General features: G+C 67.8%; 18 protein-coding genes. 11 read left to right on the top strand and 7 right to left on the bottom strand.

The window, feature by feature from the left end; all coding sequences use genetic code 11:
• The first annotated feature begins 14 nt into the window (after positions 1–14).
• Entirely contained in the window at positions 15–2,153 is a 2,139-nt protein-coding gene (locus ACX12D_RS17270; protein ID WP_459372072.1) for a molybdopterin-containing oxidoreductase family protein, read from the top strand.
• A 5-nt stretch (positions 2,154–2,158) separates the two neighbouring features.
• Positions 2,159–3,352, top strand: a complete 1,194-nt coding sequence (locus ACX12D_RS17265) for an aminopeptidase (protein WP_459372071.1) — start codon at positions 2,159–2,161, stop codon at positions 3,350–3,352.
• Positions 3,353–3,360: 8 nt separating this feature from the next.
• Here ACX12D_RS17265 and ACX12D_RS17260 read toward each other — a convergent pair whose 3' ends face one another.
• Genes ACX12D_RS17260 through ACX12D_RS17250 form a run of 3 tightly spaced genes read right to left on the bottom strand, consistent with a single transcriptional unit; the run spans position 3,361 to position 9,845 of the window.
• Positions 3,361–4,704 (bottom strand): branched-chain amino acid ABC transporter substrate-binding protein, encoded by a 1,344-nt coding sequence (locus tag ACX12D_RS17260; protein ID WP_459372070.1) that lies wholly within the window; start codon positions 4,702–4,704, stop codon positions 3,361–3,363.
• A gap of 20 nt (positions 4,705–4,724) precedes the next feature.
• The gene (locus ACX12D_RS17255; RefSeq protein WP_459372068.1) at positions 4,725–8,063 is read right to left on the bottom strand and encodes an acetyl-CoA carboxylase family protein; all 3,339 of its coding nucleotides are present in this window, start codon (positions 8,061–8,063) and stop codon (positions 4,725–4,727) included.
• A gap of 51 nt (positions 8,064–8,114) precedes the next feature.
• A complete protein-coding gene (locus ACX12D_RS17250; RefSeq protein WP_459372067.1) occupies positions 8,115–9,845 on the bottom strand; it encodes an AMP-binding protein in 1,731 nt (576 codons plus the stop codon).
• A 217-nt stretch (positions 9,846–10,062) separates the two neighbouring features.
• Between ACX12D_RS17250 and ACX12D_RS17245 the strand changes: the two genes are divergently transcribed.
• On the top strand, positions 10,063–10,728 hold the full coding sequence (locus tag ACX12D_RS17245; protein WP_459372066.1) for a TetR/AcrR family transcriptional regulator: 666 nt from the start codon (positions 10,063–10,065) through the stop codon (positions 10,726–10,728).
• 198 nt (positions 10,729–10,926) lie between these two features.
• Positions 10,927–12,609: a long-chain-fatty-acid--CoA ligase gene (locus ACX12D_RS17240; protein WP_459372065.1), complete on the top strand. Its 1,683-nt coding sequence runs from the start codon at positions 10,927–10,929 to the stop codon at positions 12,607–12,609.
• Between the two features lie 82 nt (positions 12,610–12,691).
• On the opposite strand, the gene ACX12D_RS17235 is transcribed toward ACX12D_RS17240, so the two are convergent.
• The 4 genes from ACX12D_RS17235 to ACX12D_RS17220 form a co-directional block, all read right to left on the bottom strand.
• Positions 12,692–13,144, bottom strand: coding sequence for a hypothetical protein (locus tag ACX12D_RS17235; RefSeq protein WP_459372064.1), 453 nt, complete (start codon positions 13,142–13,144; stop codon positions 12,692–12,694).
• Positions 13,141–13,659 (bottom strand): MarR family winged helix-turn-helix transcriptional regulator, encoded by a 519-nt coding sequence (locus ACX12D_RS17230; RefSeq protein WP_441633989.1) that lies wholly within the window; start codon positions 13,657–13,659, stop codon positions 13,141–13,143. The genes ACX12D_RS17235 and ACX12D_RS17230 overlap by 4 nt, the downstream gene beginning before the upstream one ends.
• A gap of 68 nt (positions 13,660–13,727) precedes the next feature.
• On the bottom strand, positions 13,728–14,744 hold the full coding sequence (locus ACX12D_RS17225; RefSeq protein WP_459372063.1) for a Bug family tripartite tricarboxylate transporter substrate binding protein: 1,017 nt from the start codon (positions 14,742–14,744) through the stop codon (positions 13,728–13,730).
• A 207-nt stretch (positions 14,745–14,951) separates the two neighbouring features.
• Positions 14,952–16,064 carry a porin gene (locus ACX12D_RS17220; RefSeq protein ID WP_459372062.1) on the bottom strand — a complete coding sequence of 371 codons (1,113 nt, stop codon included), beginning with the start codon at positions 16,062–16,064 and terminating at the stop codon, positions 14,952–14,954.
• 329 nt (positions 16,065–16,393) lie between these two features.
• Here ACX12D_RS17220 and coq7 point away from each other — a divergent pair, with 329 nt between their 5' ends.
• The 7 genes from coq7 to ACX12D_RS17185 all read left to right on the top strand — a co-directional run bounded on the left by coq7 (position 16,394) and on the right by ACX12D_RS17185 (position 23,990).
• Positions 16,394–17,017: a 2-polyprenyl-3-methyl-6-methoxy-1,4-benzoquinone monooxygenase gene (gene coq7 / locus ACX12D_RS17215; RefSeq protein ID WP_174423057.1), complete on the top strand. Its 624-nt coding sequence runs from the start codon at positions 16,394–16,396 to the stop codon at positions 17,015–17,017.
• A gap of 451 nt (positions 17,018–17,468) precedes the next feature.
• Entirely contained in the window at positions 17,469–17,897 is a 429-nt protein-coding gene (mraZ, locus tag ACX12D_RS17210; RefSeq protein ID WP_150986800.1) for a division/cell wall cluster transcriptional repressor MraZ, read from the top strand.
• Positions 17,898–17,904: 7 nt separating this feature from the next.
• On the top strand, positions 17,905–18,918 hold the full coding sequence (gene rsmH / locus ACX12D_RS17205; RefSeq protein WP_459372061.1) for a 16S rRNA (cytosine(1402)-N(4))-methyltransferase RsmH: 1,014 nt from the start codon (positions 17,905–17,907) through the stop codon (positions 18,916–18,918).
• A complete protein-coding gene (ftsL, locus tag ACX12D_RS17200) occupies positions 18,915–19,238 on the top strand; it encodes a cell division protein FtsL (RefSeq protein WP_043349840.1) in 324 nt (107 codons plus the stop codon). The genes rsmH and ftsL overlap by 4 nt, the downstream gene beginning before the upstream one ends.
• Positions 19,235–21,034 (top strand): peptidoglycan D,D-transpeptidase FtsI family protein, encoded by a 1,800-nt coding sequence (locus ACX12D_RS17195; protein ID WP_459372060.1) that lies wholly within the window; start codon positions 19,235–19,237, stop codon positions 21,032–21,034. Before ftsL ends, ACX12D_RS17195 begins: the two co-directional genes overlap by 4 nt.
• Positions 21,031–22,578 carry a UDP-N-acetylmuramoyl-L-alanyl-D-glutamate--2,6-diaminopimelate ligase gene (locus ACX12D_RS17190; protein WP_459372059.1) on the top strand — a complete coding sequence of 516 codons (1,548 nt, stop codon included), beginning with the start codon at positions 21,031–21,033 and terminating at the stop codon, positions 22,576–22,578. Before ACX12D_RS17195 ends, ACX12D_RS17190 begins: the two co-directional genes overlap by 4 nt.
• Positions 22,575–23,990, top strand: coding sequence for a UDP-N-acetylmuramoyl-tripeptide--D-alanyl-D-alanine ligase (locus ACX12D_RS17185; protein ID WP_459372058.1), 1,416 nt, complete (start codon positions 22,575–22,577; stop codon positions 23,988–23,990). The genes ACX12D_RS17190 and ACX12D_RS17185 overlap by 4 nt, the downstream gene beginning before the upstream one ends.
• Positions 23,991–24,021: the final 31 nt, after the last annotated feature.

Below are 24,021 nucleotides of genomic sequence, written 5' to 3'. Positions count from 1 at the left end.
TGCCAGGAGAATCCATGGCTTCCCGCATCGTCCGTGCCGCTTGCCCGCACGATTGTCCCGATACCTGTGCCTTGCTCGTCACCGTCGAGGACGGCCGCGCGACCAAGGTGGCGGGAGATCCCGATCATCCTGGCACCCAGGGCGTGCTGTGCACCAAGGTCTCGCGCTACACGGACCGCACTTACCACCCCGACCGCCTGCTGACGCCGATGAAGCGGGTCGGCCGCAAGGGCGAAGGCAAGTTCGAGCCGATTTCCTGGGACGAGGCGCTGGACACCGTGGCCACCCGCTTGTCCGCCATCGCCGCGCGCGACCCGCAGGCCATCCTGCCGTACAGCTATGCCGGCACCATGGGGCTGGTGCAGGGCGAGAGCATGGCGGCGCGCTTCTTTCACAAGCTGGGCGCCTCGCTGCTTGACCGCACGATCTGCGCCAGCGCCGGTGCCACCGCGCTGCGCTACACCTACGGCGCCAGCATCGGCATGGATATCGAGCATGTGCCCGATGCCAAGCTCATCATCATCTGGGGCGGCAACCCCATCGCCTCCAACCTGCATTTCTGGACGCGGGTGCAGCAAGCCAAGCGGCGCGGCGCCACCCTGGTGGCGATCGACCCGTACCGCTCGCTGACCGCCGAGAAATGCCATCGCCACATCGCCTTGATGCCCGGCACCGACGGCGCGCTGGCGCTGGCGATGATGCACGTGCTGATGCGCGACGGCCTGCTCGACTTCGAGTACATCGCGAACCACACGGTGGGCTTCGAGGCGCTGCGCGAGCGTGCCCAGGCTTACACGCCGCAGCGCGCGGCCGAGATTTGCGGCGTCAGCGTGGACGACATCGAATGGCTGGCCGGCCTCTACGGGCAACTCGCGGTGCGCGAGCGCCAGCCGGTGGCGATCCGCCTGAACTATGGCATGCAGCGTTCGCACGGCGGCGGCCAGGCGGTGCGCGCGGTGGCTTGCCTGCCGTCGCTCGTGGGTGCCTGGCGCCACGCGGCCGGGGGCCTGCAGCTGTCCACATCGGGCTTCTTCCCGGTGGACAACCTGGCGCTGCAGCGCCCGGACCTGCTGCCGGGCCTGCCGGCGCTGCCGCGCACGGTCAACATGAGCACCATCGGCGACGCGCTGCTGGATGCCGGCGACGGCGCGGGCAACCCGAAGATCGAGGCGCTGGTGGTCTACAACAGCAACCCGGTGGCGGTGGCGCCGCAGTCGGCCAAGGTGGCCGAAGGCTTCGCGCGTGAGGACCTCTTCACCGTGGTGCTGGAGCAGTTCCGCACCGATACGGCTGACTACGCCGACATCCTGCTGCCGGCCACCACCCAGCTCGAGCACGTGGATGTGCACAAGGCCTACGGCCATACGTACTTCCTGGCCAACAACCAGGCCATCGCGCCGCTGGGCGAGGCCGTGCCCAACACCGAGATCTTCCGCCGCCTGGCCCAGCGCATGGGCTTTGCCGAGCCGTGCTTTGCGGATAGCGACGAAGATATCGCCGCCCAGGCCATCGTGGCCACGGACCCGCGCGCGGCAGGCATCAGTTGGGAGTCCCTCAAGGCACAGGGCTGGCAAAAGCTCAACCTGCCGGCGGCGCCGCTCGCCGAAGGCGGCTTTGCCACGGCGTCCGGCAAGTGCGAGTTCTACTCGGAGATCATGCGCCGCGACGGCCTCGATCCCTTGCCTGACTACGTGCCCCCGTACGAGACCCCCGCGACCGCGCCGGAACTGGCTGCGCGCTATCCGCTGGCGATGATCTCGCCGCCGGCGCGCAATTTCCTCAACAGCTCGTTCGTCAACGTCGATAGCCTGCGCGCCACCGAAGGCGAGCCGCACCTGGACATCCATCCTGAGGACGCCGCCCCGCGCGGCATCGCCAGCGGCAGCATGGTGCGGGCCTTCAACGACCGCGGCAGCATGCTGGCGCGGGCCCGCGTGACCGACCGGGCCCGGCGCGGGCTGGTGGTGGGGCTGTCGATCTGGTGGAAAAAGCTGGCGCCGGATGGCAAGAACGCCAACGAGCTCACCAGCCAGCGGCTGACCGACCTGGGCCGTGCGCCGGTGTTCTACGATTGCCTGGTGCAAGTGGAAGCTGCGCCGGCCACCGCCACCGCCACCGCCACCGCCACCGCCACCGCCACCGCCACCGCCTAGCCACCATGAACCTGCGCCCGGCACGCACGCTTCAAGCCCTGGCTGCACTGGGGCTTGCCGCGCTGCTGTCCGGCTGCGACACGGTCGGCTACTACGCGCAGTCGATCGGTGGCCACCTTGGGGTGATGGCGGACGCTCGGCCATTGCCCGACGCCATTGCCGCGGCGCAGCAAGCCAAGGACACGCGGCTGGCTCAGCGCCTGGCTCTCGCCGGCACCATCCGCGACTTTGCCTCGCATGAGCTGAAGCTGCCGGACAACGGCAGCTACCGGCGCTACGCCAACCTGCACCGGTCGTATGTGGTGTGGAGCGTGTTCGCCACCCCCGAGCTGTCGATGGAACTGCACAAGTGGTGCTTCCTGGTGGTGGGCTGCATCAGCTACCGCGGCTATTACGCGCAGGCGGATGCCGACGGCTATGCGCAGGGCCTGCGCAAGGAGGGCCTGGAGCCCTATGTCGCCGGCATCCCGGCGTATTCCACGCTGGGCTATTTTGACGACCCGCTGCTCAATACCTTCGTCTACCAGCCCGAAGGCGAGCTGGCACGGCTGATCTTCCACGAACTGGCGCACCAGGTGGTCTATGTGCGCAATGACACCACCTTCAACGAGTCTTTCGCCACCGCGGTGGAAACGGCCGGGGTGGAGCGCTGGCTGGCGCTGGCGGCGTCGCCCGATGCCCGCGCCAGCTACCGCCAGTACGACCTGCGCCGCCAGCAATTTCGCGCGATGCTGCTGGACGCGCGCGATCGGCTCGATGCGCTCTATCACTCGCCCCTGCCAGACGATGCCAAGCGTGCGGGCAAGGCGGAAATCTTCGCCGGCCTGCGTGCGCGCTATGCGAAGCTCAAGCAAGGGTGGGGCGGCTACAGCGGCTACGATCGCTGGTTCGAGCGGCCGCTGACCAATGCGCAGCTTGCCGCGGTGGCGACCTACCAGCAATGGGTGCCGGCTTTTATGGTGCTCCTGGCGCAAAACGGTGGCGACTGGACGGCGTTCTATGCCGAGGTCCGGCGCATCGGCGATCTGCCGCGCGCCGAACGCGATGCCCGCCTGCGCCAGCTGGCGCCACCGGCCAGTGGCGGCGACGCGCTGACCGCCGGCGAGAGCGGGACCGCGGTAGGGGCGGCGATCGGCGCGGCACGCGCCAGCGGCGCACCTGACACGCCATCCGCGCCTGTGCCGGGTGCCAGGCCTTGATGAGCTGACTAGGTGCCCGATGGGCGCTTCATCCGGCAGACCGACGGCAGGTTCAGATCGCCCCCTGCCGTCGTGCTGTCGAGGCGGAAGCCGTACTGCGTGCCTTCCACGCCAACCTTGACGGTCTTGCCGTCCACCGGCGCGATGGTCGAGACCACCTGCGGCAGCAGCAACTGGTGATCGCTCTTGCGCATCAGCACGTCGCCAACGGGCGAGCGGTACTGCATGCCCTCGAGCGCGAACGCGATGCTGGTCGGGTCGTCGGATCTGGCGCGGCGAATCGCCTCGCTGAGCATTTGCACGGCGATCAGCACGCGCGGGGCGAAGTACTCGCCCGCCGGGGTTTGCCTGACCCGCGCCGCCAGTGCAGCCAGCACCGGATCGTCGCCGTTGGGCAGGTACTCGGCCACCCAGGTCAGGTGCGCGTTCTTTGCCTGCGACACGGCCAGCACGGTGCCGGGAGCGCCGCCGCCGCTATGGTTCAGGTAGTTCAGTTCGTAGCCGGCCTCGCCGCCGGCCTTGATCAGCAGGCTGAGGTCCTGGCCCCAGTTGCCCGTGACCACGGTATCGGCGCCGCTTTCCTTGATCCGGCTCATGTACGGCGCGAAGTCCTTGACTCGCGCCAGCGGGTGCAGCGCCTCGCCGACGAACTGCACGTCGGGCCGCGCTCCCGCGATCATCTGCCGGCCCAGTGCTGCCCAGATGCGGCCCTGGGTGTAATCCTGGTTAAGCAGGTAGACCTTGTGCATGCCCTTTTGCTCGCGCGCGAAATTGGCCAGCGCGCGCATTTTCATCGCCGTGTTCGCCTCGGTGGCGAAATGCCAGAAGCTGCAGCGCGCGCCCGTCAGGTCGGGGTCGAGCGAGGCGTAGTTCATGATCAGCACGCGCTGCCCGGGGTTGCGCTCGTTGTGCCGGTTGACGGCCTCCACCAGCGCCGTGACCACCGGCGAGCCAGATGCGCCGGTGAACACCACGCGCACGCCGGCGTCGATCGCGCTTTGCAGCGCGATGAGGCTTTCCTGTGCAGAGAGCTTGTTGTCAAAGCTCACCAGCGCGTAGTTGCGCCCGAGCACGCCGCCCTGTGCGTTGGCGTCATCGAGCGCGAACTTCAGGTTGGCCTGGAAGATCTGGCCCACGTTGGCCAGCGGCCCGGACAACTGGTCGATGAACGCCACCTTGATGGGCGCGGCGGCGTTGTCTTGTGTTTTTTCCTGCGCGTTTTCCTGGGCCTGTAGCGGCAGCGCGCCGACCAGCGCGAGTGCGGCAACGGCAACGCAGCGCGTGAACACGCCACGCGCCAGCGCGGCGGCCCTGGCGGTGGCGCGTGGCGCGCGCCTCAAATCATGGGACATCGATCCTCTCCTTCTGCTTGTCACCACGTGTCGATGAAACGGCGCGATCCGGCCGCCGGCGTATCGGGCGCGGCCGATGCCGGGAGCGCCGAAGCCAGGCCGCGCAGCAGCCAGTGGCGTGTGTCGGCCGGGTCGATGACGGCGTCGATTTCCAGGTGGCTAGCCATATTAAGCGCTCGGCCGCGCTGGTAGGCGCCCTCGATCATGCGCGCAAACAAGGCTTCGCGCTCGTCCGGGTCGGCCACCGCTTCCAGTTCCTTGCGAAAGCCCAGCCGGATCGAGCCCTCGATGCCCATCGCGCCGAACTCGCCGCTGGGCCAGGCTACGGTAAAGAACGGCGCGCCGAAGCTGCCGCCGGCCATGGCTTGCGCGCCCAGGCCATAGCCCTTGCGCAGCACCACCGTGAAGAAGGGCACGCGCAGTGCGCCGGCGGTGACGAACAGGCGCGAGACGTGGCGCACCGTGGCGGTCTTCTCCGCCTCCGGTCCCACCATGAAGCCGGGCGTGTCGCACAGCGAGACGATGGGCAAGCCGTGCGCATCGCATAGCTGCATGAAGCGCGCGGCCTTGTCGGCGGCCGCGGCATCGATGGCGCCGCCCAGGTGCCGCGGGTTGTTGGCGATGCAGCCGAAGGCGCGCCCTTCGATGCGGATCAGCGCGGTGATGATGCCCGCGCCAAAGGCCGCGCGCAGCTCCAGCACGGAGTCGTGATCGGCCAGCGCCGCGAGCACGCCGCGCATGTCGTAGCTGCGCAGGCGGTTCTCGGGGATCAGGTGGCGCAGCGCGCGCGCATCGCCGGCCTCCCAGCCGGTGAGGTCGCCCTGGAAATAGGACAGGTAGCGGCGCGCCGTCTCCACCGCCGCTATCTCGTCGTCGACCAGCACATCGATCACGCCGTTGGGTGCTTGCACGCTCACCGGGCCGACTTCCTCGGGAGCGAACACACCGAGCCCGCCGCCTTCGATCATGGCCGGGCCGCCCATGCCGATGGTGGCGTTGCGCGTGGCGATGATCACGTCGGCGCAGCCTAGCAGCGCGGCATTGCCGGCAAAGCAGCGCCCGGAGACGATGCCCACCAGCGGCACCTGGCCGGACAGGCGCGCGAACTGGATGAAGGACGTGCAATCCAGCCCGGCCACCACCGGGGTGTCGGTGTCTCCGGGCCGCCCGCCGCCGCCTTCGGCGAACAGCACCACCGGCAGGCGCCACTGGCGCGCCAGCGCCAGCATGCGGTCCAGCTTCTTGTGGCCGTAGAAGCCCTGGGTGCCGGCCAGCACCGTGTAGTCGTACGCCAGCACCATGCAGCGCGCATCCGTTGCCGGGAAGTGCCCGGCATTGACGGTGCCAATGCCGGTGACGATGCCGTCGGCCGGCGTCGCGCGCTCCAGGTCCTCCACGCTGCGGCGCTGGCGTTGCGCGGCGATGGCGAGCGCGCCGTACTCGATGAATGAGCTGGCATCGCACAGCTGGGCGATGTTCTCGCGCGCGGTGCGCCCGCCCCTGGCATGGTGCTTGTCCACCGCTTGCGGGCGGGCCGCGTCCTGCGTGAGCGCGTGGCGGGCCAGGGCGTCGCGCAGGTCAGCCCGGATATGGGCGGGATCCACGGCGGCGCCGGCCTGTGCCCCATGATGGCCGTCTTCGTCCAGCGACAGCACGATCACCGGCGCGCCCGCGCGCAGCACGTCGCCGGGCGCGGCCAGCACGCGCAGCACTTCGCCCGCCCCCGGCGCTTCCAGCGGGTGCTCCATCTTCATGGCTTCGATGATGGCCAGCGATTGCCCGCGCCGCACGCGCTCGCCGGGGCGCACCTGCACCGCTGCCAGCGCGCCGTCCATGGGTGCGCTGAGCAGCGCCGCATCGTTGGGCAGGTCGTCCGGCAGCGTGGATGCGAGCGCTTGCGCGCTGCTGGCCGCGGTCACCGCATGCAGCGCCGGATGGCCGGGATCGCTGCCCAGCGACTGCGCCGCGAGGGCCGGTAGCGCCGCGTCCAGGTACTGCGTGTGGACTGCATTGCGCCGCACATCGTCGCGCAGCAGCAGGTCCTGCAGCAGCCTGCGGTTGGTGTCGATGCCCTCGATGCGGAACTCGCACAGCGCCCGATAGGCCTGGGCCAGCGCGCGCGCGTAGTTGCCGCCGGGCTCGTGCACGATCAGCTTGGCCAGCAGCGAGTCGAAGCGCGGGTTGACCGTCATGCCGGCATGGCCCGCGCCATCGACGCGCACGCCGGGGCCGCTGGGCGGCTCGTAGGCATCGATGCGGCCGCTGGCGGGGCGCAACTGGCCTTGCGCGTCGAGGTGCTCGGCGTTGATGCGCAACTGCACTGCAATGCCGCGCGGCGCGGGCGCTTGCGCCAGCCCGAGGTGGCCGAGATCCTGCCCGGCGGCAATGGCCAGCTGCACCTGGACCAGGTCCACGCCGGTCACCATTTCCGTGACGGTGTGCTCCACCTGCAGGCGCGGGTTGGCCTCCATGAACCAGAACTCGCCATCCGCACCATCCGCACCATCCGCACCCAGCAGGAACTCGAAGGTGCCAATGCCGCGATAGGCGCTGGCGCGCGCCAGCGTGATCGCGGCCTGGGCCAGGCGCGCACGCATGCCTGCATCGAGCGAAGGGCTGGGCGCCACTTCAACCAGCTTCTGGTGCCTGCGCTGCAGGCTGCATTCGCGCTCGCCCAGGGCGATCACGCCGCCGGCCGCGTCTGCCACCACCTGGATCTCGATATGGCGCGGCGCATGCACGATGCGCTCCACGTAGACGGCGCCGTTGCCGAACGCAGCCGTGGCTTCGGAAACGCAGCGGGCATAAGCCTCGTCGATGTCCGCTGCCGCGTGCACCGCGCGCATGCCGCGCCCGCCGCCGCCGGCCAGCGCCTTGATCATCATGCCGGCCGCCTTGCCTGGCGCTTGCAGCGAGGCAAAGAACGCGTGCGTAGCCTGCAGCGTCGTCGGCCCGGTGGAGCCCGGCACCACCGGCACGTCGCACTCGCGCGCCAGCGCGCGCGCGCGCGCCTTGTCGCCGAACAGGCGCAGCACATCGGGTGCGGGGCCGACGAAGGCCAGGCCGGCATCCAGGCAGGCCTGGGCAAACTCGGCGTTCTCGGACAGCAGGCCGTAACCCGGGTGGACCACGTCGCAGCCACTGCGGCGCGCAGCCTCCACTACCTGCGCGATATCGAGGTAGGCGCGCGGGCCGGTGCCGGGCAGCGCTACCGCGCCATCGGCCTTGCGCACGTGGAGGGCGTCGCGATCGTCCTCGCTGTACAGCGCCACGCTTTCCAGGCCCATTGCCGCGGCGGCGCGGGCGATGCGGATGGCGATTTCACCGCGATTGGCGATCAGTAGCTTGCGGAACGTCATGATGCGAAGAAGGTGAATGTGGCGGATTTCATCGGGAAGGGCATCGCGGGATCAGCCAAGCTGCTCGGCCAGCGGCGCGAGGTCCTGCTTGCGCACCTTGCCCGTGGCGGTCAGCGGCAGGGCGTCGACAATATGCACCAGCGGCACCTTGTAGACGGCCATGTTGGCGCGGCACCATTGCACCAGCGCGGCGTCGTCCACCGTGCCGATGGCCTCGGGCTTGAGCATGACAAAGGCCACGGGCAACTGGCCGCGGTCCTCATCCGCGCGGCCCAGCACCGCCGAGCCGAGAATGGCCGGATGCTGGCCCAGCAGCGCCTCGATCTCGGCCGGGAACACGCTCATGCCGTTGACCTTGAGCATCTCCTTGCGCCGCCCCAGGTAGTGCAGGTAGCCGTGCTCGTCGATCAGGCCGATGTCGCCGGTGTGGAACCAGCCGTTGCGCAGCGATTCGCGCGTCGCGTCGGGTTTGTTCCAGTAGCCTTTGAGCAGGGTCGGCGTGCGCACGCACAGCTCGCCCTCGGCGCCCGGCGGCAGCAGCTCGCCGCTGGCGAAGTCGCAGATCTTGAACTCGGTGCCGGGCACGGGCAGGCCGACAAAGATGGGCTGGGCGCGCAGGTCCAGGTCATCGTCCTGCATGCCGTAGGCAAAGGTGTTGCAAGTTTGCGTCTCGGTCATGCCCCAGGCGGTCTCGGCGATGACTGAGCCGGTCAGCGCCTGCCACGCGCGGCGGTAAGGCAGGTTGAGCTTCTTGACGAAGGACGATACGCCCACGTAGCGCAGCGAGCGCAATGCGTACTGCGCCGCGCGCGGGTGCTCCATCACCTCCACCGCGTTGTCCACCAGCATCGACGCGTTGGTGACTTGGTAGCGCTGCACCGCCGCCATGAAGGTCTCGGGATCCCAGCGCGCCAGCAGTACCAGCGGGATGCCGAAGAAGGCGGGGAAGATCAGGCAGAGGTTTTCGCCCGCGATCCAGAACTCGGGGAAGAAGCCCAGCATGACGCTGTCGTCGGCGATGTCGAGCGAGACCGCGCCGAACGCGGCCGCCATGTCCACCATATCGCCCTGGGTGTGGATGCAGCCCTTGGGCAGGCCCGTGGTGCCGCCGGTGTAGTTGAGCGCGGCCACGGCATCGAGCGAGGCCGGTGTGGCAGGGGCTGCGAGCGTGCACGCCGCCATCGCGCACAGCAGGTCGATGGCGTGGTCGTCGGCTTCGCAGTCATGGCGCGGCGCCTGCACCATGGGCGGCAGCGGCAGTGTGGGCTCGGCGGGAATCACATCGGCAAAGCTGGTTGAAAACAGCAGGGCGAGCGGATCCTGCGCGCCCAGCGCGGCGCGCGTTTCGCGCACCAGCGGCACCAGCTGGTCGAGCGCGATCAGCGCGCGCGGCGTGCTGTCGGCGAGTGCGTGCTGCAGCTCGGCGCGCTGCGAGAGCGGGCTGATCGGCACGTACACGGCGCCTAGCTTGAGGATGCCGAAGAACACGATGTGGAACTGCGGGCAATTCGGCATCAGCACCGCCACGCGGTCGCCGGCGCCGATGCCGTGTGCTGCCAGCAGCGCGGCGCAGCGGTCGCTCTGCGCGTCCAGCTCCGCGTAGGTGGTTTCGTGGCCGTAGAAGATCACCGCGGGGCGATCCGGCCGGGTGCGGCCCCAGTGGCGCAGCATATCTGTGAGCGGCAGGCGCCCCAGCGGATATTGCGGCGTGCGCGGGGTGCGCTCGGGCCATGCGCGCTGCCAGCGCGCATGCATGTCGGCCAGGTAGGTGGTCTCGTCCATTGGCGGTGTCTCCTTGCTGGTGGGCCGCCAAGCCGGCTTGGGTTGGCGAAATTTACTCTTTGGTATATTTGTTTACCCTTCGGTATGATCGTATTGGCATTGCCGTCATGCGTCAAGCCAGGTGCCGCCCGCGTGAATCCATGGTTCATGGGGAGCGGGTCAACGCCAAAACGGACTGCCGGGCCTTCCAGCCGCGGCGCCATGCGAGAATCGCGACATGCCGACTGCACAGAAAACCGCTCCCGCCGCCGAGGCCGCACCGGAGATCGCTCCGGACGCCGTACCCGCCCGCTCGCATATCGCCGAGCGGCAGGAAGCGCGCCGCCGCCAGATCCTCGATGCCGCTGCCCAGCTGTTCTATACCAAGGGCTATCCTGGCATGACGATGAACGACCTGTGCCGCGCGCTGGGCGTGACCAAGCCGGCGGTGTACTACTACTTCACCGACAAGTACGAGATCTTCGACATCCTGTGCCGCGAGTCCGCGCAGACCTGCCTGCCGGTCATCCGCGAGACCGCCGACCCGGCCTTGCCGGTGCGCGAGCGCCTGCATGCCTGCCTGCTGGAAATGGCGCGGCGTTGCATTGCCTGCTACGTGCCCGCCACGCTCAGCTTTCGCGACAACCAGTACCTGCGGCCGGAAACGGTGACGTGGCTGGGCAATATGGCGCGCGCCTTCTACCGCGACCTCTATGCGCTGCTGGAGGAAGGCAAGCGAGCGGGCGTGTTCAGCTATGGCGACGCGCGCGTGACCGCCCATGCGATCGGCAGCGTGGTTGGCTTCATGTACACCTGGCACCAGCCCGAGCGCATGGAGGCGCAGGCGCTGGCGGAAGAGCTGGCCACGAGCATGATGAAGATGGTGTTGCCGGTGAACGCCTGACTTCGGCAAGGCTTTTCGTTGCGGCCTGGCGCAAGCCGCTAGGGGAATTCCCCAGTCCGGATTGAACTGTGCGCTAAACTTCACGTCAGACGGTGGATCGGGTCCAGAGGACTTCATCTAACGTGTTGTCTTAACCGGGTCGCGCGTTTAGCATCTGTCGAAAATCGAACGACCATTCAGAAAATCAGGAGACGGTGCATGGAAAGACTGTGGCTGAAGCATTACCCGGCCGGCGTGCCTGCCGAGATCGATAGCAGTCAGTTCCGCTCGCTGGCCGAATTGCTCGAGGCGTCCTTCCGCACCTACGCTGATCGCCGTGCCTTTGTGTGCATGGACAAGTCGATCACCTACGGCGAGCTCGACCGCATGTCGCGGCAGTTCGCGGCGTGGCTGCAGTCGCGCGGGCTCAAGCCGGGCGCGCGCGTGGCTATCATGATGCCCAACGTGCTGCAGTATCCGGTGGTGCTGGCCGCCGTGCTGCGTGCCGGCTTTGTCGTGGTCAACGTCAATCCGCTCTACACCCCGCGCGAACTCGAGCATCAGCTCAAGGACAGCGGCGCCGAGGCCATCGTCATCCTCGAGAACTTCGCTACCACGCTGCAGCAAGTGCTGCCCGCCACGCCGGTCAAGCATGTGGTGGTGGCCAGCATGGGTGACCTGCTGGGCGGCCTCAAGGGCGCGATCGTCAATTTCGTGGTGCGCAACGTCAAGAAGATGGTGCCGGCCTGGGAACTGCCCAACTGCGTGCGCTTCAACGCGGTGCTGGCAGAGGGGCGCGGCATGCAGCTGCAGCCCGCCACTACGGGCCCGGACGACATCGCCTTCCTGCAATACACCGGTGGCACCACTGGCGTGTCCAAGGGCGCCGTGCTGCTGCACCGGAACATCGTCTCCAACGTGCTGCAGTCCGAAGCCTGGATGCAGCCGGCGCTGGCCAAGGGCGCACCGATCGACCAGGTGATCACCATCACGGCGCTGCCGCTGTACCACATCTTCGCGCTGACGGTCTGCTGCCTGCTGGGCATGCGCAGCGGCGGCCTGAGCGTGCTGATCCCCAATCCGCGCGATATCCCCGGCTTCATCAAGGAGCTGCAGAAGTACAAGTTCAACATGTTCCCGGCGGTCAATACGCTGTACAACGCGCTGATCAACAGCCCGGATATCGACAAGGTCGACTTCTCCGGCTTGCGAGTGGCCAACGGCGGGGGCATGGCGGTGCAGGAGGCGGTGGCCAAGAAGTGGCTGGCCAGGACGGGCTGCCCGGTCATCGAGGGCTACGGCCTGTCGGAGACCTCGCCTTCGGCTACCTGCAACCCGACTGATTCCGACGCGTTCTCCGGCACCATCGGCCTGCCGCTGCCGTCGACCGACATCGCCATTCGTGACGACGACGGCGCGGACGTGCCGCTCGGCCAGGCTGGCGAGATCTGCATCCGTGGCCCGCAGGTGATGGCTGGCTACTGGAACCGCCCGGACGAGACCGCCAAGGTCATGACGGCTGACGGCTTCTTCAAGTCCGGCGACATCGGCGTGATGGACGCGCGCGGCTACACCAAGATCGTCGACCGCAAGAAGGACATGATCCTGGTGTCCGGCTTCAACGTGTACCCGAACGAGGTCGAAGGCGTGGCCGCAGAGTGCCCGGGCGTGCTGGAGGTGGCAGCGGTGGGCGTGCCCGACGAGCATTCGGGCGAAGTGGTCAAGCTGTACGTGGTCCGCAAGGATCCCGCGCTGACGGAAGCCGAGCTGATCGCCTTCTGCAAGGAGCGCCTGACCGGCTACAAGCGGCCCAAGTTCGTGGAGTTCCGCAGCGAGTTGCCCAAGACCAATGTGGGCAAGATCCTGCGCCGCGAGCTGCGCGACAGCCGCAAGGCGGCCTGAGCGAAGGGCGCAAGCCAGCCACGCACGCCGCAGCAAGAACGGCCTCCCGCAAGGGAGGCCGTTCTTCATTCAGCGGGGCGCGTCAGCATTCCCGGGAGGGCACGAGCAGCGGCTCGGGGGCGCCGTCGGGATAGACCATCCGCACGCAGGCGCCGGGTTCCAGGCCAGGCGCCGCGGGGCCATTGACGATGACGTTGCCGCCGCTGCCATCCAGTGGCGCCACCGTGTACTGAAACAGGTCCATGCGCGGCCGCGGGCGTAGCAACGTATTCAGGTCGACGGAAAAGCCAACGCCTGCGCCGCTCCAGCCACCGCCGTTCCATGCGCCGCCGCCAACGCCCACGGCGGTGCTCGCCGCACCGTTGCCCGGCATGTCGACCTGGCCCACCAGCGTCTTCGCGCCGATGCGCCCAAGCTTGATGCTGACGTTGAGCGGTGACACCTTGGGTCCCGGCGGCGTGCTCTGGCAAGCCACGAGGAGTAGCGTCAGCAGCGAGGCGCAAAGCGTGCCCGCTGCCGAACGGGTCGCGTTCATGCGCTTACCAGCCCGGTCTTGAGCCGGCCCAGCAAGCGGAACAGGGCGCGCCGATCGGTCTGGGGCAGGCCGCCGAACAATTGCTCGATCCAGTCTTCGTGCGCCCGCGCCATCTTGGAGAATGCGGTGCGCCCCGCCGGCGTGAGCCGGATCAGGTAAGCGCGGCGATCGCTTGGCAATGCCTCGCGCGAGACCAGGCCTTCCTGCTGGAGCTGGTCCGTGATGCCGGTGACGTTGCCGCCGGTGACCATCATGCGGCGCGATAGCTCGCCCATCTTCAGGCCTTCCGGATGGCGGTCGAGCTGGGACATCAGGTCGAAGCGCGGCAGGGTGCAGGCGAAATCCTGGCGCAGCCGGGAGCGGATGTCGGCCTCGACCAGATTGGTGCAGGTCAGCAGACGCAGCCACAGGCGCAGGGCGTCGTGGGCGTTATCGTCGGCGCTGGTTTCGAGATCGACCGGCGCTTCTTCGGCGCCGGCCTTGGGCGGGGCCTCGGCGGCAGGTGGGATGGGCATCGCGGCACGCTGGTTGTTTGATGCCTCAAGTATATGCGCTCGCACGCCGCCACGGGCCGGCCCGCGCCTCAATCGACCTTGGCGCCCGAGTCCTTGACCACCTTGGCCCACTTGGCGAGCTCGGCGCGGATAACGGCGGCGAACTGCTCCGGCGTGTTGCCGACCGGGTCGGCACCCTGGGCCAGCATCTTTTCGCGCATGGCCGGCGTGGCCAGCGCGCGCGCGACTTCCTGCTGGACGCGCGCGACGATGTCGTGCGGCGTGCCGGCGGGCGCCAGCAAGCCGAACCAGGAACTGGCCTCGAAGCCCGGCAGGCGGGCCGTCTCTGCCACCGTTGGCACGCCCGGCAGCGCCGGCGAGGGTTTGGCGCTGGTGACCGCCAGCGCCTTGAGCTTGCCGCTCTTGATCAGCGCCATCGACGAGGGCAGGTTGTCGAACATCAGCTGCATGGTGCCGCCCGCCAGGTCGGTCAGGGCCGGGCCGCTGCCCTTGTAGGGGAAGTGCACCATGAAGGTACGGGTCTGGGTCTTGAACAGCTCGCCTGCCAGGTGGATCGAGGTACCGTTGCCGCTCGACGCCATATTGAGCTTGCCGGGGTTGGCGCGCGCATAGGCGATCAGGTCCGTGACGTTGTTGATGCGGTTTTGCTGCGCGAAGGCGGGGTTGACCACCAGCACATTGGGCACCGAGGCCACCTCGGTGATGGGGGCGAAGTCCTTGACCGGGTCGAACGGCAGCTTGCCGTACAGAGACTGGTTGATGCCATGCGTGCCCACCGTGCCCATCAGCAGCGTGTAGCCGTCCGGCGCGGCCTTGGCGACCATGTCGGCGCCGATGTTGCCGCCTGCGCCCGGCCGGTTGTCGACGACTACGTTCCAGCCCTGGAGCTTCGATAGCTCGGCGGCCACTGCGCGCGCCAGGATGTCCGTCGTGCCGCCGGCAGGGAACGGCACCACCAGGCGGATCGGCTTGTTGGGGTAGGGGTCCGCGGCTTGCGCGGGCGCTTGCCAGGCAAGGGGGCCAAGGCAGGCACCGGCGATGGTGGCAAGCAGCCTGAGGGTCGCGCGGCGGCGGGTGCGGTGCATGGGGTCTCCTTATGGGTGCCTGCGTTTTGCCGGACGGCGCGATGGCGCAATGACGCGGTACGTATCGCCGATGCATCCGGAAGGCTGCTGCATTGTAGTGTCGGCATAACAATCTGCCGATGAGGTGATGCCCTAGGACCGAGAGGCGAGGCCGCGCCATGAAAAAAAGGCACCCGAAGGTGCCTTTGCCGTGTCGCGCGGATGCGCTTAGAACTTGTGGCGGATACCCACGCCGGCGCCCAGCATGTTGTTGTTGTTGCTGCCGAGGAAGTAGGTATTGGCGAAGCTGATCGCCGACGTGTCGAGGTTCAGGCCTGCGTTCTTCGCGAACGCAGCGGTCAGATAAACGTCGGTGCGCTTGGACAGGTTGTAGTCGGCGATGAACGAAACCTGCCACGGGTTCTTGACGTTGACGCCGCCGAGGCTCTTGACGTCGTCATAGTTGTACTGCAGCGTCAGGCCCAGCGGTGCGGTGACCTGGTAGTTGGCACCGATCCAGTAGTAGTTGTCGCGCAGAATGGACGCGCCGTTCTGTGCCTTGGCCTGGCCCCAGCGATAGCCGCCCATGATCTTGGCCGGGCCGAAGGCGTAGCTGCCTGCCACTGCCGCCTTCTTGAACGTGCCGGTGTCGCCGGTCGCGCTCAGGGTCGGGTTGTATTGGTCGTAGGCGATGGTCGCGCCGAACGGACCGGCAGCGTAGGCCACGCCGGCGCCATAGCCGGTGTCGCGGCGGAACTGGCCCGGGACTTCGCCGTTGCCTGCCACGCCGTTGCCGAAGGACCAGTGCGCGATCGCGGTCACCGGACCGAATACGCCCGTGTACTTGGCGGTGTTGTCGGAGCGGAAGTTCAGGCCGAGCTGGGCGACCACCGGCTCATACTGGGTGGCGTAGCCGCTGGGCGAGAAGTTGGCGAGCAGGTCGAACAGCGTGGTGTACTGGCGACCAAAGGTGAAGCGGCCAACCTGGGCGCTTTCGATCCCCACGTACGCTTGACGACCGAACAGGCGGCCGCCTTGCTGCAGCGAGCCGGTGTCGAGGGCGAAGCCGTTTTCGAGCACGAACAGCGCCTTCAAGCCGCCGCCCAGGTCTTCCACGCCGCGCAGGCCCCAACGCGAGCCGGACAGGCCACCGGAGGACATGCGAAAGACGGAGTTGCCGCGGCCGGTACTGAAGCCGTTGGTGGCCGCCGGTGCAACGCCGAGGTGACTGACGTATTCGAGGTTCATATCCGCAACGCCGTACAGCGTCACGCTGGACTGGGCCTGTGCGGCACCCGCGAATGCACCCAACGCAGCCAGCGCGAGAAGCGATTTTTTCATGCTCGATGATCTCCGTGTAAGAATTATTGGTGGCCAGCGGAGAAACCTCCTGAGTCTCCATTTTCCGCTTACCCAACTTCGTCAGAAGCTGCCAACTACTGTAACAAACCGCCCTTGATTCACAATCGGGTTCACTGCCCTTGTCAGCTTTTCACAACTCAGGGTTTTGGAGTATCCGGCCCTTGCCAACGCAGGCCGGGCGGGAGAGGCCCGGCAAGTCGGCCACGGTACAATGCGGGAAATCCCGAGAGCGTATTCATCGGTCCATCTCCCCTTCGCCAGGGCGTGGGACGCGGAACCGCTCCGAGCAACCACCAGCGCATGCATCCATGGATACCTTGATTCGCGAATTCGATGTGGCCTTGCGCGCGATCGCAGGCGTCACCCGCGCCAGTCGTGCCAATCCCGCCGAGGCGCTTGCGCCCGATGCGCAGAGCCTCGACGAGACGCAACGCCGCCACGTCGCCGGGCTCATGCGCATCAACCACGTGGGTGAGGTCTGCGCGCAGGCCCTTTACCAGGCGCAGAAGCTGACCGCGCGCACGCCGCAGGTTCGCGCACAGATGGATGAGGCCGCGCGCGAGGAAGAAGACCACCTCGGCTGGTGCGCCGAACGCCTGCGCGAGCTCGGCTCGCGTCCCAGCCTGCTCAACCCGCTCTGGTACGCCGGCGCGTTTGCCATTGGCTGGGCGGCGGGGCGAGCGGGCGACCGGGTCAGCCTGGGATTCGTCTCCGAGACCGAGTACCAGGTCGAGCAGCACCTGAATGGCCATCTCGAGCAGATCCCCGTTGCCGACGACCGGTCGCGCGCGATCCTGGAGCAGATGCGCGATGACGAGGTGAGGCACGGCGCTGCCGCACGCGAGGCGGGCGGCATGCCGTTGCCCTCGCCGGTGCGCGCGATGATGCGGGCGGCCTCCAAGGTGATGACCACCGCCGCGTATCGGATCTGAGGGACGGCGCCGGAGCGGGAAGCCCCGCCCCATCATCGCCTCGCGCGCCGGCAAGTCAGGTACCCCCCGCACGCGGGGTAGACGTGAAAACGTTGTATCCTTCCATCGGTCCGGCTCGGCCGTTTTTCCTGCTGCAGGCAGTTCCTTCCTCAGTTGTTCTCAGGTGGTTTCTCTGCTTTCTTCCATAAGATCTTCATTTCATTGGGAATTCACTTTTTCGGTGCGCGAGGTGTGCGCGCTAAGTCATTGTTCTAATTAAAAAAACCCGGATTGTTGCCCCATAACGAGCCTTGACCCGTGAAATCGCTTCCTCTAAAGTGGGAAATAGTGTGAGGAAGTGTGATTTTGTGTGAAAACGCAGTCTGGCTATGGGATCATCGCCCAACGTCGGATTTAAAGGATTCACGCGCCAGCCGGTGGCAAGCATGCCGGCGCGGACCGGGGAGCTAGCTTGTTTCAGGGCGCATCGGCGCTGTCACTGGATGCCAAGGGCCGGATGTCGATTCCGGCGCGGCACCGTGAAGCGCTACAACAGCAGGCCGAGGGCCGGGTAACGCTGACCAAGCACCCGGACGGCTGCCTGCTGCTGTTTCCGCGCCCTGAATGGGAAAACTTCCGTGGTCGCATTGCGGCTTTGCCGATGGACGCGCACTGGTGGAAGCGCATCTTCCTGGGCAATGCCGCTGATGTCGACATGGACGGCGCGGGCCGGGTGCTGATCGCGCCCGAGCTGCGTAGCGCCGCCTTGCTCGACAAGGAAGTCATGCTGCTCGGTATGGGCAGCCATTTCGAAGTCTGGGATGCCGCAACCTACGCCGCCAAGGAACAGCAGGCGATGGCGCAGGGCATGCCGGAAGCATTAAAGAATTTCTCTTTTTGACGAGGTCATGAGCTCAACCCAAACGCCGGGGACCACCGCCCTGCGCCATCGCACCGTGTTGCTGGACGAGGCTGTCGAAGCCCTGGTCTGGCGGCCCGATGGCGTCTATGTGGACGGCACCTTCGGCAGAGGGGGGCACAGCCGGGCAATTCTGGCCCGGCTGGGCCCGGCCGGGGCACTGGTGGCCTTCGACAAGGATCCGGCAGCAATCGCAGAGGCGGGCACCATCAAGGATGCCCGCTTCTCCATTGAGCACACCAGCTTCGCCGAGATGCCGGCGGCGCTGGCGGGCCGGGGAAAGGTCGCCGGGATATTGCTTGACCTGGGCATCAGCTCACCCCAGATCGACGACGCGGAGCGGGGGTTTTCCTTTCGCTTCGAGGGACCGCTGGACATGCGCATGGACACCACGCGCGGCATGACCGCCGCGCAGTGGCTGGCGCAAGCGGATGAGCAAGACATCGCGAGGGTGATACGGGACTATGGGGAAGAACGGTTTGCTGTACAGATTGCAAAGGCGGTTGTTGCTCGCCGGAGCGAACCCGGCCATGGCGGACCGCTTACCACTACTGCCGAGCTTGCCGCGCTCGTGGCGAAAGCCGTCAAAACACGCGAGAAGGGTCAGGACCCTGCGACCCGCACCTTTCAGGCTCTACGGATTCACGTCAATCAAGAGCTTGCGGACCTCGAAAGCGGCCTGAGCGCCGCTTACGACTTGTTGCAGGAAGGCGGGCGGCTGGTGGTCATCAGTTTTCATTCGCTTGAGGACCGCATCGTCAAGCGGTTCATGCAGGCGCACGCCCGTCCGCAGCAGAATGCCGATCCCGCCATGCGCCGCGCGCCACTGCGCGCGGACCAGCTGCCGCAGCCCACGCTGAAGCTGCTCGGCCGGGTCAAGCCGGGCGCCGACGAGGTCGCCGCCAATCCGCGTGCCCGCTCCGCAGTGATGCGCGTGGCCGAGAAGCTGCCGTCCCCGGCGTCCCCTTCGTCCGCCTCCACCCAGAAGGCGGGCCGCCCATGAACCGCCTGACTTTCTTCCTGCTGGCTGCCCTGATGCTGTGCGCGCTCTCGCTGGTGAGCGCGCAGCACCAGGCCCGCACCCTGTTCGTCGCCCACGAGCGCGCGCAGGCGGAAGAAAAGCAGCTCGACATCGACTGGTCCCGCTTGCAGTACCAGCAGAGCTCGCTCGGCAAGAGCGCGCGCATAGCGGATGCAGCGCGGACACAGCTGAAGATGACGCCGGTGCTTCCCGGCAGGACCCAATACCTGGCCGGCGTGGTGCTGGACGCGCCGCCCGCCAGCGCGCCCGCGGCTGCAGCACCCGAGGGGAGTAAGCCATGACCATCGCCCGGCCCTCGCAAAACGCCCAGCGCGGCAACCCTTCGCGCCCGCGCACCGGCCAGTTCGCCGCTAGCCCCGTGCTTGGCCTGCGCCTGCCGATGTGGCGCTCGAAGCTGGTGGTGTTCATGATGTTCGCCGCCTTCGTCGCCCTGGCCGGGCGCGCGCTCTGGATCCAGGGCCCGGGCAACCAGTTCTACGAGGCCGAAGGCAAGAAGCGCTTCCAGCGCACGCTCGAGCTGCCCGCAACGCGCGGCAAGATCCTCGACCGCAATGGGCTGGTGCTGGCGACCAGCTTGCCCGTGAAGGCCATCTGGGCGGTCCCGGAGGATGTGCCCGACGAGATCGACGCTGACAAGATCCGCCAGTTGAGCAAGCTGCTCGACATGAGCGACAAGGAGCTGCGCCGCAAATTCACGGAAGACAAGAGCTTCGTTTACCTGAAGCGCCAGGTGCTGCCGGATGTCGCCGACAAGATCGCCGCGCTCAAGATCGAAGGCATTCACCAGACCCGCGAATACAAGCGCTTCTATCCGGAAGGCGAGGCGATGGCGCACATCGTCGGCTTTACCAATGTCGAAGACCGCGGCCAGGAAGGCGTGGAGCTGGCGCGCGAGGGCGTGCTGGCCGGCAAGTCCGGCGCGCGCCAGGTGATCAAGGACCGCCTTGGCCGCGTGGTGGAGGATGTGGGCATCCTCAAGACGCCGCGCGACGGCGAGGACCAGCAGCTCTCCATCGACGCCAAGATCCAGTACCTGGCCTACAACGAGGTCAAGGCCATCGTCGAGCGCAGCAAGGCCAAGGCGGCCAGCGCCGTGGTGCTCGACGCGCAGACCGGCGAGGTGCTGGCGCTGGCCAACTGGCCGACCTACAACCCCAACGACCGCACCCGCCTGTCGGGCGAGCAGCTGCGCAACCGGGTCCTGACCGACACCTTCGAGCCGGGCTCGATGATGAAGCCGATCACGATCGGCCTGGCGCTGCAGCTCAAGCGGGTCACGCCGTCGACGGTATTTGCCACGACCGGCAAGTTCACCTACGAAGGCGCCACCATCAGCGACACCCATAACTACGGGGCGCTGACCGTGGCCGGCATCATCCAGAAGTCCAGCAACATCGGCACGACCAAGATTTCGATGCTGCTCAAGCCGCAGGAAATGTGGGATATGTATATGAGCGTGGGCCTGGGCCAGGCGCCCAAGATCGGCTTCCCCGGCGCCGTGGCCGGACGGGTGCGCCCGTACAAGAGCTGGCGGCCCATCGAGCAGGCGACCATGTCCTATGGCTACGGCCTGTCGGTGTCGCTGTTCCAGATCGCCCACGCTTACACCATCTTCGCCCATGATGGCGAACTGATCCCGGTCACCATGTTCCGGAACCAGGGCCCGGTCACTGGCGAGCGCGTGCTGTCGCCCGAGGTGGCGCGCCAGGTGCGGGCCATGCTGGAGACGGTGACGGCGCCCGGCGGCACTGCCCCCGAAGCCCAGGTGATGGGCTACCGGGTCGGCGGCAAGACGGGCACGGCGTACAAGCACGTGGGCCGCGGCTACGACCGCAGCAAGTACCGGGCTTCCTTCATCGGCCTGGCGCCGATGTCCAACCCGCGCGTGATCGTGGCCGTGAGCGTGGATGAGCCTACTTCGGGCAGCCACTACGGTGGCGCCGCGGCGGGCCCGGCCTTCTCCGCGATTACCGGCGGCGCGCTGCGTGCACTCAATGTGCAACCGGATTCGCCGATCCGCCAGTTGGTCGTGAGCGACAAGGTGCAGGAAAGCGAACCGTGGAGCGCGACGCAATGACCCGGACGCTGCTTCCCCTCGAGATCGCCGCCCAGGCCGCCGACGCGCTGGCCTGGCTGCGCCAGCACGCCCCCGCCGGCGCCAAGCTGACCGGCGACACGCGCCGGCTGGCCCAGGGCGACGTGTTCTTTGCTTATGTGCTGGGCAATGCGCGCCTGTCGACCGATGGGCGCCCGCATATCGCCCAGGCGATCGCCCGCGGCGCCAGCGCCGTGGTCTTTGAGGCCGATGGCTTCGCCTGGCCGCATGGCGAAGGCGTGCCGCACCTTGGCGTGTCGGGCCTGCACCAGCTCGCCGGCCCGATTGCCGCCGGCTGGTATGACAACGCCGCGCGCGATCTCGCTGTGACCGGCATCACCGGCACCAATGGCAAGACGTCGTGCAGCCAGTGGCTGGCGCGCGTGCTGCAGGCCACGGGCAAGCGCTGCGCCACCATCGGCACGCTTGGCACCGGTTTTCCTGACGCGCTCACGGCGACCGGCTTCACCACGCCCGACGCCGTCCAGCTGCAGGACAGCCTGGCCGCGCTGCATGGCGCCGGTGCGCGCGCGGTCGCCATGGAAGTGTCCTCGCACGGCCTGGAGCAAGGCCGCGTGGACGGCACCCACTTTGCGGTGGCGGTGCTGACCAACCTGACCCAGGACCATCTCGACTACCACGGCACCATGGCCGAGTACGAGGCGGCCAAGGCCCTGCTGTTCCAATGGCCCGGCCTGCGTGCCGCCGTGATCAACCGCGACGATGCCATGGGTGGCCGCCTGCTGGCCAGCCCCGCGCTCGCCGCGCAGGTGATCGAATACGGCATCGATGGCGCGGCCGCCCCGACCCGCAAGACCGGCCAGTGGCTGCGCGCGACCAACGTGCGCGCCACCGCGGCAGGTACCGCCTTCCATGTGGATGGCAGCTTCGGCAGCGCCGATGTCAGCACGCCGATGATCGCCGCCTTCAATGTCAGCAACCTGCTCGCCGTGCTGGGCGCCACGCTGGCCAACGGCATTGCCTGGGACGCTGCCCTCGACGCGCTGCGCACGCTCAAGCCGGTCGACGGCCGCATGGAGTTGTTCGGCGGCAGCCATGGCGGCCAGGACGGGCCGCTGGCGGTGGTCGATTACGCCCATACCCCGGATGCACTGGAAAAGACGCTGGACGCGCTGCGCCCAGTGGCACAGGCCCGCCGGGGCCGGCTGTGGTGCGTGTTCGGCTGTGGCGGCGACCGCGACCCGATCAAGCGCCCGCTGATGGGCGAAGTGGCCGAGCGGCTTGCCGACGAGGTGGTGCTGACCAGCGACAACCCGCGTAGCGAAGACCCGCAAGACATCCTGAACGCCATTGCCGACGGCATGGCCGACCGCAGCCGCGCGCACCTGATCGAGGACCGCGCAGCCGCCATCCTGTACGCCATCAAGCACGCCACCGTAGCCGATGTGGTGCTGGTGGCCGGCAAGGGGCATGAAGCTACCCAGGAGGTGCAGGGCCGCAAGCGGCCTTTCTCCGACCGCGAGCATGTCCGGCTGACGCTGGGCACGCGTGGGGTGTCAGCATGACGCAATACACCATGACCGATTTGCAGCAAGCCGCCGGCTGGATCGCCGGCGCGCGTCTTTCCGGGCCCGATGGCGCAGCCAGCCGGGCGTTCTCGCGCGTGCTGACCGACAGCCGCACGGTTCAGCCGGGCGACCTGTTCGTCGCGCTCAAGGGCGAGCGCTTCGACGCGCACGATTTCCTGGCCGACGTGGTGGCGCGTGGCGCCGCCGCGGTGCTGGTGGACCGTGAGCCCGACGCCGCGCTTGGTATTCCCGCCATCGTGGTGCCCGATACCCGCCTGGCACTGGGCCAGCTGGCCGCCGGCTGGCGCTGCCGTTTCAGCCTGCCCGCGGTCGCGGTGACGGGCAGTAACGGCAAGACCACCGTCAAGGAGATGATCGCCGCGATCTTCGCGGCGGCGGTAGGGGAGGGCGCCCGCCTGGCAACGGGCGGCAACCTGAACAACGATATCGGCTTGCCGCTGACCGTGCTGCGGCTGTCCGCCGCGCACCGGCTCGCCGTGCTCGAGCTCGGCATGAACCACCCGGGTGAGACCGTCTACCTGGCCAGCATCGCCCAGCCTACCGTGGCGGTGGTGACCAACGCGCAGCGCGAGCACCAGGAGTTCATGGTGAACGTCGAGGCCGTGGCGCATGAACACGCCGCGGCGATCGCTGCGTTGCCCGCAGACGGCGTGGCGGTATTCCCGCTCGACGCCGAAGGCGGCGGCACGCATGCGGGCATCTGGCGCCAGGCAGCCGGTGCGCGCCGCGTGCTGTCGTTTGGCCTGGATGCCAGCGCCGATGTCCGCGCCGATGTGGCTTTGGACGACGGCGTGCAAGTGATGCAGGTCAGCGCGCCCGGTGCTGCGTTCGAGGTCCGCCTGTCGGTGCTTGGCACTCACAACGTGCGCAACGCGCTGGCGGCGATCGCCTGCGCGCTGGGCGCCGGCATCGGCATCGAGGCGATCCAGGCAGGGCTGGCCGGGTTTGCCGCGGTCAAGGGCCGGCTGCAGGTCAAGCATGCCGCCGGCGGCACGCTGGTGATCGATGACAGCTACAACGCCAATCCCGATTCGGTACGAGCGGCCATCGACGTGCTGGCGGGATTTGCCGCGCCGCGCCTGCTGGTGCTGGGCGACATGGCGGAAGTGGGCGACCAGGGGCCGGCCTTCCATACGGAGATCGGCGCCTATGCGAACGCGCGCGGCATCGAGGCGCTGTGGGCAACCGGCGAGGCCATGGTGCACGCCGTGCAGGCATTTGGCGCCACAGCCCGGTATTTTGAACGGGCCGAGGACCTCGCCCAGGCGTTGGCGCAAGACAAGGACGGTACCGTGGCGGCGGCAAGCGCGGTACTGGTGAAGGGATCTCGGTTCATGCGGATGGAACGGATGGTCGATGCGCTGGTCGCAAACACTCCCACGCATTAATCGTCATCAACAGTAATTAACGAATCAATCT

It is taken from the genome of Cupriavidus sp. PET2-C1 (assembly GCF_054515855.1).
The sequence above is the reverse complement of the archived record's forward strand: the minus strand, read 5'-3'. Positions and strand labels throughout refer to the sequence as shown.

Excerpts from the sequence above, each read along its gene's own strand:
- ACX12D_RS17270 (WP_459372072.1), top strand. The coding sequence starts at position 15 with ATGGCTTCCCGCATCGTCCGTGCCGCTTGCCCGCACGATTGTCCCGAT.
- ACX12D_RS17265 (WP_459372071.1), top strand. The coding sequence starts at position 2,159 with ATGAACCTGCGCCCGGCACGCACGCTTCAAGCCCTGGCTGCACTGGGG.
- ACX12D_RS17260 (WP_459372070.1), bottom strand. The coding sequence starts at position 4,704 with ATGTCCCATGATTTGAGGCGCGCGCCACGCGCCACCGCCAGGGCCGCC.
- ACX12D_RS17255 (WP_459372068.1), bottom strand. The coding sequence starts at position 8,063 with ATGACGTTCCGCAAGCTACTGATCGCCAATCGCGGTGAAATCGCCATC.
- ACX12D_RS17250 (WP_459372067.1), bottom strand. The coding sequence starts at position 9,845 with ATGGACGAGACCACCTACCTGGCCGACATGCATGCGCGCTGGCAGCGC.
- ACX12D_RS17245 (WP_459372066.1), top strand. The coding sequence starts at position 10,063 with ATGCCGACTGCACAGAAAACCGCTCCCGCCGCCGAGGCCGCACCGGAG.
- ACX12D_RS17240 (WP_459372065.1), top strand. The coding sequence starts at position 10,927 with ATGGAAAGACTGTGGCTGAAGCATTACCCGGCCGGCGTGCCTGCCGAG.
- ACX12D_RS17235 (WP_459372064.1), bottom strand. The coding sequence starts at position 13,144 with ATGAACGCGACCCGTTCGGCAGCGGGCACGCTTTGCGCCTCGCTGCTG.
- ACX12D_RS17230 (WP_441633989.1), bottom strand. The coding sequence starts at position 13,659 with ATGCCCATCCCACCTGCCGCCGAGGCCCCGCCCAAGGCCGGCGCCGAA.
- ACX12D_RS17225 (WP_459372063.1), bottom strand. The coding sequence starts at position 14,744 with ATGCACCGCACCCGCCGCCGCGCGACCCTCAGGCTGCTTGCCACCATC.
- ACX12D_RS17220 (WP_459372062.1), bottom strand. The coding sequence starts at position 16,064 with ATGAAAAAATCGCTTCTCGCGCTGGCTGCGTTGGGTGCATTCGCGGGT.
- coq7 (WP_174423057.1), top strand. The coding sequence starts at position 16,394 with ATGGATACCTTGATTCGCGAATTCGATGTGGCCTTGCGCGCGATCGCA.
- rsmH (WP_459372061.1), top strand. The coding sequence starts at position 17,905 with ATGAGCTCAACCCAAACGCCGGGGACCACCGCCCTGCGCCATCGCACC.
- ftsL (WP_043349840.1), top strand. The coding sequence starts at position 18,915 with ATGAACCGCCTGACTTTCTTCCTGCTGGCTGCCCTGATGCTGTGCGCG.
- ACX12D_RS17195 (WP_459372060.1), top strand. The coding sequence starts at position 19,235 with ATGACCATCGCCCGGCCCTCGCAAAACGCCCAGCGCGGCAACCCTTCG.
- ACX12D_RS17190 (WP_459372059.1), top strand. The coding sequence starts at position 21,031 with ATGACCCGGACGCTGCTTCCCCTCGAGATCGCCGCCCAGGCCGCCGAC.
- ACX12D_RS17185 (WP_459372058.1), top strand. The coding sequence starts at position 22,575 with ATGACGCAATACACCATGACCGATTTGCAGCAAGCCGCCGGCTGGATC.